We start from the raw sequence: 13,005 nt of genomic DNA, 5'->3' as shown, positions 1-13,005 counted from the left end.
GGCCAGTAGGCTGCGGTCCGCCCGCCTTCCGCTCTCCTTCCCGTTCCGAGGTAACCGCGCAGTGAGCTCCGCACCGCCCCCCGCCCCCGTCACGGTCGTCGGCCTCGGCGCCGACGGCTGGGCCGGGATCAGCGCCGCCGCGCGCTCGGCGCTGTCCTGCGCCGAGGTGCTGATCGGCGGCCCGCGCCAGCTGGACCTGCTGCCGGCCGACCTGTGCCCCGGGCAGCGGGTGGCCTGGCCGAGCCCGCTGCGGCCGGCCGTGCCGAAGCTGATGGCCGAGCACGCGGGCCGCCGGATCGCGGTGCTGGCCAGCGGCGACCCCATGTTCTACGGGATCGGCCGGGCCCTCGCGCAGGAGCTGGGGCCCCGCGCCCTGCGGGTGTACCCGCACCCCTCCTCGGTCTCCTACGCCTGCGCCCGCCTGGGCTGGCCGGTCGAGGACACCGAGGTGGTCACGGTCGTCGGCCGCCCGGTGGCCCGGCTCGCGGCCGCGCTGTACGAGGGGCGGCGCGTGCTGGTGCTCAGCGCCGGAGCGGCGTCCCCGGGCGAGATCGCCGCCCTGCTCCGGGAGCGGGGCTTCGGCCCGAGCCGGATCCGGGTGCTGGAGCAGCTCGGCTCCGAGCGCGAGGAAGCGTACGAGGGCCTCGCCGACGGCTGGGACCACCCGCCGGGCGACCCCCTGAACGTGGTGGCCGTGGACTGCCGCCGTGACCCCTCTCACCCGGCGCCCCGGATCGGCGCGACGCCGGGCCTGCCGGACGCCGCGTACGAGCACGACGGACAGCTCACCAAGCGCCGGGTCCGGGCCGCGACCCTGTGCGCGCTGGCCCCGGCCCCCGGCGAGCTGCTGTGGGACATCGGCGGCGGCTCCGGCTCCATCGGCATCGAGTGGATGCGCACGCACCCCTCCTGCCGGGCGGTGGCCGTGGAGCGCGTCCCTGAACGGGCGGCGCGGATCACCCGTAACGCGGCGGCGCTCGGCGTGCCCGGCCTGCACGTCGTCGTCGGCGCCGCGCCGGACGCCCTCGCGGGCCTCCCCGCCCCCGACGCGGTGTTCATCGGCGGCGGGCTGACCGCGCCGGGGCTGCTCGACGCGGCCTGGGCAGCGCTCGCCCCCGGCGGCCGGCTGGTGGTCAACACGGTCACCCTGGAGTCGGAGGCGGTCCTCACCGACCGCTACCGGCGCCACGGCGGCGAACTGGTGAAGCTGTCGGTCGCGCACGCGGTGCCGGTCGGCGGTTTCACGGGCTGGCGCCAGGCCATGCCGGTCACCCAGTGGTCGGTGACGAAGTCGACGAACGAGAAGGATCTCTGACATGACCGTGTACTTCATCGGTGCGGGCCCCGGCGCCGCCGACCTGATCACGGTGCGCGGTGCCCGGACGCTGGCCGCCGCCCCGGTCTGCCTGTACGCGGGCAGCCTCGTCCCCCGCGAACTGCTCGCGGAATGCCCGGCGGACGCCCGGCTGGTGGACACCTCGCAGCTGAACCTGGACGAGATCGTCGCCGAGTGCGTACGGGCGCACGCGGCGGGCCAGGACGTGGCGCGGCTGCACTCCGGTGACCCGTCCATCTTCAGCGCCGTCGCGGAGCAGATGCGGCGGCTCGACGCGGCCGGCATCCCGTACGAAGTGGTCCCGGGCGTACCGGCCTTCGCCGCGGCGGCCGCGGCGCTGAAGCGGGAGCTGACCGTGCCCACCGTCGGCCAGACGGTGATCCTGACCCGGATCGCCCAGCAGGCCACCCCGATGCCGCCGGGCGAGGACCTGGCCACCTTGGGGCGCAGCGGCGCGCTGCTGGTGCTGCACCTGGCCACCCGCTACGTGGACCGGGTCGTCGACGAACTGCTGCCGCACTACGGGGCCCAGTGCCCGGTGGCGGTGGTGGCGATGGCCAGCCGCCCCGACGAGCTGATCCTGCGCGGCACCTTGGCCGACATCGCGGCCCAGGTGAAGGAGCACGGGCTGGTCCGCACCGCGGTCATCGTGGTGGGCCGTACGCTGGGCGCGGAGCAGTTCCGCGACAGCCACCTCTACTCCCCCGAACGCGACCGGCATGTCTGCTGAACCGGGGCCCCTCCCCGCCCACCACGTCCTGATCCTCGGCGGCACGACCGAGGCCCGCCGCCTCGCGGAGGCACTGGCATCCGACCCCTCGTGCCGGGTGACCACCTCGCTCGCGGGGCGGGTCGCCTCGCCCGTGCTCCCGCCGGGCGAGACCCTGATCGGCGGCTTCGGCGGAATCGCGGGCCTCGCCGCCTGGATCGTCGCCCACGACGTCACCCGCGTCATCGACGCCACCCATCCCTTCGCGGAGCGGATGAGTTTCCACGCGGCCGAGGCTCAGGCGCTCACGGGGGTACCCCTGCTGGCACTGCGGCGCCCCGGCTGGACTGCGCGGCCGGGCGACGACTGGACCTTCGTGGACTCCCTGGAAGAGGCAGCCGACCGGCTGCCCGGTCTCGGCTCCCGCGCGTTCCTGACCACCGGCCGGATGGGCCTGCACACCTTCGCACACCTCACCGACACCTGGTTCCTGGTGCGTTCGGTGGACCCCCCGGCGGCGCCGGTGCCGCCACGCCTGGAAGTCCTGCTCGCCCGGGGCCCGTTCACCCTGGACGACGAGCGGGAGCTGATCGCCCGGCACCGGATCGACGTACTGGTGACGAAGGACAGCGGCGGCTCGGCCACCGCCCCCAAACTCACCGCGGCCCGCGAGGCCGGCATCCCGGTCCTCGTGGTGCGCCGCCCAGCGGTACCGCAGGACGTACCGGAGGCGGACTCGGTGGCCGCGGCCCTGAACTGGCTGGGCAGCGCGCAGAGTTGGTAGGACGCACAAGGCCCGGCATCCGGGGCGGCGGATCGCCCGCCCCCGGATGCCGGGCCCTCTCGTTCACCTCACCCGGTCACGGGTAGCGGCGCGGCGTCCAGGTGATCCTCGATCCGTCGGCCCGCTCGGTGACCTGGGTCTGCGAGGACCCGATCAGCAGCAGGGTGCGCATGTCCACCTCGGACGGCTCCAGTTCGGCGAGCGTGACGATCCGCACCGACTGCTCCGGGCCGCCGACGTCGCGCGCGACGACCACCGGGGTCCCGGGCGAGCGCAGCTCCAGCAGCAGCTCGCGGGCCTGCGCCACCTGCCAGGTCCGGCTGCGCGAGCCGGGGTTGTACAGGGCGAGCACCAGGTCCGCCGAGGCGGCCGCGCGCAGCCGCTCCGCGATGACCTCCCAGGGCTTGAGCCGGTCGGACAGCGAGATGGTGGCGTAGTCGTGGCCGAGCGGCGCACCGGCCGCGGCGGCCGCCGCGTTGGCCGCCGTCAGCCCCGGCAGGACCCGTACGGGCACGTCCTTGTACTCGGCCTGCCCGGCGACCTCCAGGACCGCCGTGGCCATGGCGAAGACCCCGGGGTCGCCGCCGGAGACCACGGCCACCCGCTGTCCGCGCCGGGCCAGGTCGAGGGCGAACTCGGCGCGTTCGGACTCCACCTTGTTGTCGGAGCCGTGCCGGATCTGGCCCGGCCTGGCCGGGACCCGGTCCAGGTAGGTCGTGTAGCCGACCAGCACCTCGGCGTCGGCCAGCGCCCGCCGGGTCTCGGGGGTCAGCCACAGCGGGCCCGCCGGGCCGGTGCCGACGACCACGACCTCGCCGGGGCCGGACGGCACGCTGCCCGGGTTGCCGATCCGGCTGGGGACGACGGCGACGGCGAAGTACGGGACGGACCCGGGGTCGATGCCCGCGAGGACTCCGGTGCGCTCCCCGGCCATGGTGGCGCGCTCGACGTAGCGCGCCTCGGCGAGCCGGCCGCTCTTCTCCATCGCCCCGCGCACGGCGGGGAAGGTCCGGCCGAGCTTCATCACGACGGCCGAGTCGGTGGCGGCCAGGCGGGCGGCGAGCTCGTCCTCGGGCAGGGTGCCGGGGAGGATGGTCAGGACCTCCTCGCCCTCGACGAGCGGGGTGCCGAGCCGGGCGGCGGCGGCGCTCACCGAGGTGACCCCGGGGATCACCTCGGTCTCGTACCGGTCCGCGAGCCGCTTGTGCATGTGCATGTACGAGCTGTAGAAGAGCGGATCGCCCTCCGCGAGCACGGCGACGGTCCGGCCGGCGTCCAGGTGTGCGGCGAGGCGGGCGGCCGCGGACTCGTAGAACTCCTCCATCGCGCCCTGGTAGCCGCCGGGGTGGTCGGTGGTCTCGGTGGTGACCGGGTAGACCAGCGGCTCCTCGATGTGGTCGGCGCGCAGGTGCTTCGCGGCGATCGAGCGGGCGATGGACCGGCCGTGGCGGGCGCTGTGGTAGGCGACGACGTCGGCCCCGGCGATCACCTCGACCGCGCGCAGCGTCATCAGGGAGGGGTCGCCGGGCCCGAGCCCCACGCCGTAGAGGCGTCCGGCGCTCATTCGGCCACGCTCGCGATGGCGTTGACGGCGGCGGCGGCGATGGCGCTGCCGCCGCGGCGGCCGCGCACGATCAGGTGGTCGAGCCCCGACGGGTGCGCGGCGAGGGCGTCCTTGGACTCGGCGGCGCCGATGAAGCCGACGGGCACGCCGATGACGGCGGCCGGGCGCGGAGCGCCCTCCTCGATCATCTCCAGCAGCCGGAAGAGCGCGGTCGGCGCGTTGCCGACGGCGATCACGGAGCCCTCCAACAGGCCGCGGTCGCGCCAGACTTCGAGGGCGGCGGCGCTGCGCGTGGTGCCCATCTTCGCGGCCAGGTCCGGCACCGCCGGGTCGGAGAGGGTGCAGATCACCTCGTTGCCGGCGGGCAGCCGCTTGCGGGTGACCCCGCTGGCGACCATCTGCACGTCGCACAGGATCGGCGCGCCCGCCTCCAGGGCGGCGCGGGCCCGCAGCACCACGTCGGGCGTGTACCCCAGGTCGCGGGGCAGGTCGGTCATCCCGCAGGCGTGAATCATGCGCACCGCGACCTGGGCGACCGAGGCGGGCAGCCCGGAGAGGTCCGCCTCGGCGCGGATCGTGGCAAAGGACTGGCGGTAGATCGCGGCGCCGTCCTTCTCGTACTCGAACACGGTGTACTCGCTCATTTCTTCACTGCGGCTTCGGACACTGGGCGTTGGTTGCGTGCGGCGGCGAGAGCCGCCGTGAGTTCGTGGGGCGCCACCGGGTCCGCGCCGAGCCGGTAGCCGTCGGGCGTGGCCACCACGTCCACCCAGGCGGCGGCGCGCGGGCGCCCGCAGCGGCGCTCGCACCCGGACCAGTGGACGGGCAGCGGCCCGCGCGTCCGCTCGGCGACGGCTCGCGCGTCGGCGCGTACGTCGGCCAGGGACTTGGCGCAGCCGGGCCGGCCGGTGCAGGCGGTGACGGACTCCCAGGCGCTGTCGGGCGTGGTGACGAGCCCGGCGGGGCGGGCGGCGGTGTCGGTGACGACGATGCTGCGCCACGGCGTGATCCGCAGGTCGCCGGGCAGTTCCCGCCACGGTGCGGTGCCGAGCCGGCCGAGGGGGACCAGTACGCAGAGCGCGCCCGCGTGCACCCCGGGAGCGGGCGGGTCCGCGTACGGGCGGGGCGCGTCGGGGACGTACCGCGCGCGCAAGCCCCTGCTCTCCAGCCGGGTGGTGAACTCCTGGGCGTCCAGGGCGTGTTCGGCGGGAAGTTCAGCGATCCGCCAGGCCCGGGTTCCGGCGGCGGCCGCGGCGTCGAGGAAGTGGAGTGCTGCCTCCAGCCCGGCCCGCGCGGCGTCGGCGGCGGCCACCTCGACGGCGTCGGGCGCCGCGCCGAGCCGGACCAGCACCCGGCCGCCGGGCCGGGCGAGCAGGGTCACGTCGGGGTCGAGGGCGGCCACGTCCCCGCGCCCGTCGTCGACGGCGAACAGGAACCGGCCGGACAGGGCGGCGGCCTTCGGTTCGGCGCAGAGCGCCTCGTCCAGGGCGCGGACCGGAGCGGGGTCGGCGAGGGGGGTGGCGACGATGTTGCGGATCCGCTCGTGGCCCGGCGCGGGCAGCAGCCCGGCCGTGTCGAGCAGTTCGGCCAGCCGGGCACCGCAGCCGTCGGACAGCCCGCGCAGTTGCACGTTCCCGCGCGAGGTCAGCTCCAGGTGACCGTCGCCGAACCGGTCGGCGGCGTCCGCCAGCGCGGCGGCCTGCGCGGCGCCGAGCAGCCCGCCCGGGATCCGGACCCGCGCGAGGAACCCGTCGTCCGCCGGGTGCAGCCGCAGCGCGCCGGGGCAGGCGTCACCACGCTCCCGTATGACGGGTTCGTCCCGCGATGCGGCGGCAGGGGGCTGGGGCATGGCGGCGAGCATACCTACGATTCCCCTCCCCCGACCTGTGTCCGTCACCACCCCGCCCCCTCCCACCGTCTCAACCGTCCCACCAGCACAGTCCAGCCAAATCCAGCCCCGCCGGCGTTTGAGGCGCGGGGTCCGGGGCAGAGCCCCGGCAGCAACGCCGCGGCGGACCACCCCCACTCCCGGCCAGGACGAAGGCCCCCTAGGATGACCCCCGGCGGACCACTCGGCCCGCCATCGCCGAGGACGGCGACATGGGAGGAAGCCCGGTGAGATTCCGGCGCGGTCCCGCCACTGTGAACCCCGCGGAGCGATCCACGGGGTGAGTCAGGAACTCCCGCCGCCCTCACTGCCCGGGGCGCGGAAACCCCGAGGAAGGCCTGCCGCCGCATGATCCTGCTGCTGTCGACGTCCGACACCGATCTGCTCAGCGCCCGCGCCGCGGACGGCCCCGTCCCGTACCGGTTCGCGAACCCCTCCCGCCTTCCCCTCGACGACCTCCCCGGCCTCCTCGACGGCGTGGACCTGGTCGTCGTACGCCTCCTCGGGGGCCTGCGCGCCTGGCAGGACGGCCTCGACCTGCTGCTCGCCCCCGGCCAGACCCGCCCGGTCGTGGTCCTGACCGGCGAACAGGCCCCGGACGCCCAGCTGATGGAGGCCTCCACGGTCCCGATCGGCATCGCGGCCGAGGCCCACGGCTACCTCGCGCACGGCGGCCCCGCCAACCTCGGCCAGCTGGCCCGCTTCCTGTCCGACACGGTCCTCCTCACGGGCCACGGCTTCGAGCCGCCCGCCGCCGCCCCCACCTGGGGCCCCCTGGAGCGCACCGCGCGGCGGACGTCCGGCCCCCGGGTCGCCGTGCTCTACTACCGCGCCCACCAGATGAGCGGCAACACCGCCTTCGTGCACACCCTGTGCGAGGCCATCGAGGCCCAGGACGCGCAGGCACTCCCGCTCTACGTCTCGTCGCTGCGCACCCCGGAGCCCGAGCTGCTGGCCGAGCTGGAGGGGGCCGACGCCGTCATCACCACCGTCCTCGCGGCCGGCGGCACCCGCCCCGCCACCGCCTCGGCGGGCGGGGACGACGAGTCCTGGGACGCGGGCGCGCTCGCGGCGCTCGGCGTGCCGATCCTCCAGGCGCTGTGCCTGACGGGTTCGCGCAGCAACTGGGAGGAGAACGACGAGGGTCTGTCCCCCCTCGACGCCGCCACCCAGGTCGCCGTGCCCGAGTTCGACGGCCGTCTGATCACCGTCCCGTTCTCCTTCAAGGAGCTCGACGAGGACGGCCTGCCCGCGTATGTGGCCGATCCCGAGCGGGCCGCCCGGGTCGCGGGGATCGCCGTACGCCACGCCCGGCTCCGGCACATCGACCGCCGCGACAAGAAGGTCGCGCTGGTCCTCTCCGCCTACCCCACCAAGCACTCCCGTATCGGCAACGCGGTCGGCCTGGACACCCCGGCCAGCGCCGTGGAGCTGCTGCGCACCCTCATCGCCGGCGGCTACGACTTCGGCCCCGCCGACGAGATCCCCGGCCTGGTCTCGGGCGACGGCGACGAGCTGATCCGGGCCCTGATCGAGGCCGGCGGCCACGACCAGGACTGGCTCACCGAGGAGCAGCTGGCCCGCAACCCGGTCCGCATCCCGGCCGCCGACTACCGGCGCTGGTTCGCCGAGCTCCCCGCCGAGCTGCGCGAAAGCGTGGAGGAGCACTGGGGTCCGGCCCCGGGCGAGATGTTCGTCGACCGCTCGCGCAACCCCGAGGGCGACATCGTCCTCGCGGCCCTGCGCCGCGGCAACCTGCTGATCCTGATCCAGCCGCCGCGCGGTTTCGGCGAGAACCCGATCGCGATCTACCACGACCCCGATCTGCCCCCGTCGCACCACTACCTGGCCGCGTACCGCTGGATCCAGGCCCGCGCCGAGGACGGCGGCTTCGGCGCCGACGCGATGATCCACCTGGGCAAGCACGGCAACCTGGAGTGGCTGCCGGGCAAGAACGCCGGTCTGTCGGCGGCCTGCGCGCCCGACGCCGCCCTCGGCGACCTGCCGCTCATCTACCCGTTCCTGGTCAACGACCCGGGCGAGGGCACCCAGGCCAAGCGCCGCGTGCACGCCACCCTGGTCGACCACCTGGTGCCCCCGATGGCGCGCGCGGAGTCCTACGGGGACATCGCGCGCCTGGAGCAGCACCTGGACGAGTACGCCCAGATCTCGGCGATGGACCCGGCGAAGCTCCCGGCCATCCGCGCGCAGATCTGGACCCTGATCCAGGCGGCGAAGCTCGACCACGACCTGGGCCTCGAAGAGCGCCCGGACGACGAGGGCTTCGACGACTTCCTGCTGCACGTCGACGGCTGGCTGTGCGAGGTCAAGGACGCCCAGATCCGCGACGGTCTGCACGTACTGGGCGGCGCCCCGACCGGCGCGGCCCGGGTGAACCTGGTCCTCGCGATCCTGCGCGCCCGCCAGATCTGGGGCGGTACGACGGCGCTGCCGGGCCTGCGCGAGGCGCTGGGCCTGGACGAGTCCGCGGCCACCCGCACCTCGGCGGACGCCGTGGAGGAGCAGGCCCGCGCCCTGGTCCAGGCGATGGAGGACGCGAACTGGGACCCGTCGGCGGTGGCTTCGGCCGCCTCGGCGCATTCCGCGGACGTCGCGGCGGTACTGGACTTCGCCGCCCGCGAGGTCGTCCCGCGCCTGGCCGGCACCACGGACGAGATCGCCCACGTGGTCGCCGCCCTGGACGGCCGGTTCATCCCCGCCGGCCCGTCCGGCTCCCCGCTCCGCGGCCTGGTCAACGTCCTGCCCACCGGCCGGAACTTCTACTCGGTGGACCCGAAGGCCGTCCCCTCCCGCCTCGCGTGGGAGACGGGCCAGGCCCTCGCCGAGTCCCTGCTGACCCGCTACCGCACGGACAACGGCGAGTGGCCCGCCTCCGTCGGCCTGTCCCTGTGGGGCACCAGCGCGATGCGCACCTCGGGCGACGACGTGGCGGAAGCCCTGTCCCTGCTGGGCGTCCGCCCGGTCTGGGACGAGGCCTCGCGCCGTGTGACGGGTCTGGAGGCGATCGCGCTCGCGGAACTGGGCCGTCCCCGCATCGATGTGACGCTGCGCATCTCGGGCTTCTTCCGCGACGCGTTCCCGCACGTCATCGGCCTCCTCGACGACGCGGTGCGGCTGGCCGCCTCGCTCGACGAGCCGGCCGACCAGAACTTCGTCCGGGCCCACGCCCAGGCGGACCTGGCCGAGCACGGTGACGAACGCCGCGCCACCACCCGTATCTTCGGCTCGCGCCCGGGCACGTACGGCGCGGGCATCCTCCAGCTGATCGACTCCCGCGACTGGCGTACGGACGCCGACCTCGCGGAGGTCTACACGGTGTGGGGCGGGTACGCGTACGGCCGCGGCCTGGAGGGCCGCCCCGCCCGCAGCGAGATGGAGACCGCGTACAAGCGGATCACCGTCGCCGCGAAGAACACGGACACCCGTGAGCACGACATCGCGGACTCGGACGACTACTTCCAGTACCACGGCGGCATGGTGGCCACCGTCCGCGCCCTGCGCGGAACGGCGCCGGAGGCGTACATCGGCGACTCCACCCGACCGGAGACGGTCAAGACCCGCACCCTGGTCGAGGAGACCTCGCGCGTCTTCCGCGCGCGCGTGGTCAACCCCAAGTGGATCGAGGCGATGCGCCGCCACGGCTACAAGGGCGCCTTCGAGCTCGCGGCGACGGTGGACTACCTGTTCGGCTACGACGCCACGACGGGCGTGGTAGCCGACTGGATGTACGACAAGCTGACCGAGACGTACGTCCTGGACCCGGAGAACCGCGCCTTCCTGGAGGAGGCCAACCCCTGGGCCCTGCACGGCATCGCGGAACGCCTGCTGGAGGCGGAGTCCCGCGGCATGTGGGAGAAGCCGGACCCGCAGGTCCTCGAAGCCCTGCGCCAGGTCTACCTGGACACGGAGGGCAACCTGGAGGGCGAGGCCGAGTAGCCGGTCCGGCCCCCGGTCCACGCGCGAAGGCCGTCCTCCTCACCCACGGGAAACCGCAAGGGTGAGGGGGACGGCCTTTTCGTCGGCCCGCCCGGACCGCGAGCCGTACGAGAGGGCCTACGCCTTGACGGTCTGGTTCAGGGCGACGAGCGCCTGCGCCCAGCGCACGTACTTCAGTTGCCCGAAGTCGGCGACGGTCTTGACGCCGAACGCCTGGTGCAGCAGTTCGCCGTCCTTGTCCGTGACGCCCTTGAGCGCCGCCACGGGGGCCGTGAGCACCTCGGAGAGCGGCTTGTCGGCCCACGCCTTGTCGAGCACCTTGTCCAGATCGATCGCCATCAGTGTCCCTCCCGGAACGCCGGAGTCATTAACGGGGCAAACCTAACCCAATCGGACAATCATTCTGTCTTCCGACACCCCGCGGCATTCCGCGGCCGCCCCGCGACGAACGGGACGGCCTCCTGCGCGCTCCGCGAGGTCACGCAATCCCTCGAAGGGGGTCACCCCCACCGCCGGGTGGTTCGAACGCCGCGTCACGACCCGGCCCCCGGCCGCCCCTTGGGTTCCCCGGCCGCACCGGAACTCCGTACGAACATTCGCTCCCCGCGCCCCGTGACGTCGCTCTGAACAGCCACGTTCTTCCGGCTGTCAGTGCGCAGCCGCGGCACCTCGGGAGGAACCTTGCGATCCGTGCACGTTCGTGTGGCGTTCGACCCGGCAGCGGGCGGAGGTGGCCGCTCATGAGGCTCCTCAAGCGGCCCGCGCCCGCCGAGCCCGCCGTCTCCGAGAGTGAGCGCCGACTCTTCGGCGGGCCCCTGCGCTACGACGCCGGCTGGGCCAACCACGACTACGCCCGGCTGGAGAGCCGGCTCCTGACCACCCTGCGCTCCATGCCCCGCATGGCCGGCGGGACGCTCCGGCTCGCCTGGCAGACCGACCGGCGCGCCCTGCTCACCGTCGCCGTCACCGAGGCCGGCCAGGGGATCACCTCCGCCGTCGGGCTGCTCGTCCTCAGCGTGGTGCTCCGTTCGCTGCTCGGCGCGGGCAGTGCCGCCGAGCGGCTGCACGCCGCCCTGCCCTCCCTCGCCGCGGGCGCGCTGGTCACCGTACTGGGCGCCGTACTTGCCTCCCGGTCGACGGCGGCCGCCGGGCGGCTGGAGCCGAAGGTGGAGCGGGCCGCGCACGAGCAGTACCTGAAGGCCGCCGTCGAGGTGGAGCTCGAAGCCATCGAGGACGGGGACTTCCGGCGGCTGCTCGACAGCGCCCAGTGGGGCCCGCCCTCGGCCCGCCGGACCGTCGGGGCCTGTGTGACCACCCTCGGCGGGCTGTTCTCCCTCGTCGCCACCGCCGGGGTGCTCACCGTGCTGCACCCGCTGCTGCTGCCCATGCTGCTGCTGATCGCCGCCCCGCGCGGCTGGGGCGCGATGCGGGTGGCCCAGCGCCGCTACCTCTCCACGATCACCTGGGTGGAACACGTCCGGGCCTCCCGGCTCATCGGCCAGCTGCTGATCTCCCGTACGTCGGCCCCCGAGGTGCGGGTCCACGGGGTCGGGCACTACCTCCTCGGCCACTACCGGCAGATGGCCGAGCACGCCGAGGGCGAGGCCACCCGCCTCGCCAAGGACAAGGCGGCCACCGAACTGCTGGCCGCCGCGCTGTCCGGTGTCGCGGCCCTCGTCACCTACGCGGCGATGGGCGCGCTCATCGTCAACGGCCGGATGGACCTGGCGGTCGCCGGCGCCGCCGTGGTCGCGGTGCGGACCGGCTCGGCCAGCCTGGGCGCCCTCGTCGCCACCACCAACACCCTGCACGAGGAGTCCTTGTACGTACGGGACATGGAACGGTTCGTCGCCGAGGCGGGCCGCCGCGCCATCCCGCCCGGCGGGCTCCCGCTGGCCGAGCGGCTCGGGACGCTCCGGCTCGTCGACGTGGACTTCAGCTACCCGGACCGGGACGAGCCGGCCCTGACCGGCGTCTCCCTCACCATCGACGCGGGCAGCGTCGTCGCCCTGGTCGGCGAGAACGGCTCCGGCAAGAGCACGCTGGTCAAACTCCTCGCCGGTCTGCACCTGCCCGACTCCGGATCGCTGACCTGGGACGGGGTGGAGGTGCGGGACGCCGACCGGGAGCAGGTCTTCGACCGGGTCGCCCTGCTCACCCAGGACTTCGAGCGCTGGCCGGTGACCGCCCGTACCAACATCGCCATGGGCAGGCCCGCCGCCGAAGGACCGGACGGGTCGGTGGACCAGGCGGCGGAGGTGGTCGCGGCCGCCCGGTACGCGGGCGCCGACCGGGTCGTCGAGAAGCTTCCGCACGGCTACGAGACCCTGCTCGCCCGGGTGTTCAGGGGAGCCTCGGAGCTGTCCGGCGGGCAGTGGCAGAAGTTCGGCCTGGCCCGCACCCGGTTCCGCGACGCCCGTGTCCTCGTCGTGGACGAGCCCACCTCCGCCCTCGACCCGGAGGCGGAGATCGCCGCCTTCGACAGCATCCGCGGCCTGGCAGGTCCGCAGCGCGCGGTCGTCCTCGTCTCGCACCGGATGTCGGGTGTCCGGTTCGCCGACGTCATCTACGTGCTGCACGAGGGCCGGCTCGTCGAACAGGGCAGCCACGACGAGCTGTTGGCGCAGGGCGGCCGCTACGCATCCATGTTCCGGATCCAGGCCGACCAGTACGGCGACCGGCCCGGGCGGGGGGCCTCTATCCCGCACCAGGCCTCGGCGGCGCAGAACGACTCGTCCGTCACCTGAAGCGGTGAACTCCCCCTTAT

At 74.5% G+C, this 13,005-nt stretch carries 9 protein-coding genes and 1 riboswitch; of the genes, 5 read left to right on the top strand and 4 right to left on the bottom strand.

Annotated elements, in window-relative coordinates:
* Nucleotides 1–61: 61 nt before the first annotated feature.
* From cbiE to OG737_RS24715, 3 genes are read left to right on the top strand one after another with little or no spacing between them, the layout of a single operon-like run.
* Complete coding sequence (gene cbiE / locus OG737_RS24725; protein ID WP_328928338.1) at nt 62–1,315, top strand: precorrin-6y C5,15-methyltransferase (decarboxylating) subunit CbiE; 1,254 nt, start codon at nt 62–64, stop codon at nt 1,313–1,315.
* 1 nt (nt 1,316) lies between these two features.
* The gene (gene cobM / locus OG737_RS24720) at nt 1,317–2,066 is read left to right on the top strand and encodes a precorrin-4 C(11)-methyltransferase (RefSeq protein ID WP_328928337.1); all 750 of its coding nucleotides are present in this window, start codon (nt 1,317–1,319) and stop codon (nt 2,064–2,066) included.
* Entirely contained in the window at nt 2,056–2,829 is a 774-nt protein-coding gene (locus tag OG737_RS24715; RefSeq protein WP_328928336.1) for a cobalt-precorrin-6A reductase, read from the top strand. The genes cobM and OG737_RS24715 overlap by 11 nt, the downstream gene beginning before the upstream one ends.
* 76 nt (nt 2,830–2,905) lie before the next feature.
* Here the strand turns inward: OG737_RS24715 and OG737_RS24710 are convergent, their stop codons facing one another.
* Genes OG737_RS24710 through OG737_RS24700 form a run of 3 tightly spaced genes read right to left on the bottom strand, consistent with a single transcriptional unit; the run spans nt 2,906 to nt 6,242 of the window.
* On the bottom strand, nt 2,906–4,393 hold the full coding sequence (locus OG737_RS24710; RefSeq protein WP_328928335.1) for a precorrin-2 C(20)-methyltransferase: 1,488 nt from the start codon (nt 4,391–4,393) through the stop codon (nt 2,906–2,908).
* The gene (locus tag OG737_RS24705) at nt 4,390–5,037 is read right to left on the bottom strand and encodes a precorrin-8X methylmutase (protein ID WP_328928334.1); all 648 of its coding nucleotides are present in this window, start codon (nt 5,035–5,037) and stop codon (nt 4,390–4,392) included. Before OG737_RS24705 ends, OG737_RS24710 begins: the two co-directional genes overlap by 4 nt.
* The gene (locus OG737_RS24700) at nt 5,034–6,242 is read right to left on the bottom strand and encodes a cobalamin biosynthesis protein CobG (protein ID WP_405921980.1); all 1,209 of its coding nucleotides are present in this window, start codon (nt 6,240–6,242) and stop codon (nt 5,034–5,036) included. The genes OG737_RS24705 and OG737_RS24700 overlap by 4 nt, the downstream gene beginning before the upstream one ends.
* Before the next feature lie 255 nt (nt 6,243–6,497).
* Nucleotides 6,498–6,576, top strand: a riboswitch (cobalamin riboswitch).
* A 53-nt stretch (nt 6,577–6,629) separates the two neighbouring features.
* On the opposite strand from OG737_RS24700, the gene cobN reads away from it, so the two are divergent.
* On the top strand, nt 6,630–10,238 hold the full coding sequence (gene cobN / locus OG737_RS24695; RefSeq protein WP_328928332.1) for a cobaltochelatase subunit CobN: 3,609 nt from the start codon (nt 6,630–6,632) through the stop codon (nt 10,236–10,238).
* Between the two features lie 117 nt (nt 10,239–10,355).
* On the opposite strand, the gene OG737_RS24690 is transcribed toward cobN, so the two are convergent.
* Complete coding sequence (locus tag OG737_RS24690) at nt 10,356–10,580, bottom strand: hypothetical protein (RefSeq protein ID WP_328930466.1); 225 nt, start codon at nt 10,578–10,580, stop codon at nt 10,356–10,358.
* 398 nt (nt 10,581–10,978) lie between these two features.
* Between OG737_RS24690 and OG737_RS24685 the strand changes: the two genes are divergently transcribed.
* Nucleotides 10,979–12,985: an ABC transporter ATP-binding protein gene (locus OG737_RS24685; RefSeq protein ID WP_405921979.1), complete on the top strand. Its 2,007-nt coding sequence runs from the start codon at nt 10,979–10,981 to the stop codon at nt 12,983–12,985.
* The last annotated feature ends 20 nt before the right edge of the window (nt 12,986–13,005 follow it).

Source organism: Streptomyces sp. NBC_00122 (assembly GCF_045160845.1).
In the GTDB taxonomy this organism is placed as follows: domain Bacteria; phylum Actinomycetota; class Actinomycetes; order Streptomycetales; family Streptomycetaceae; genus Streptomyces.
Note: the sequence above shows the minus strand (reverse complement) of the source record. Positions and strands in the feature narration are given on the sequence as shown.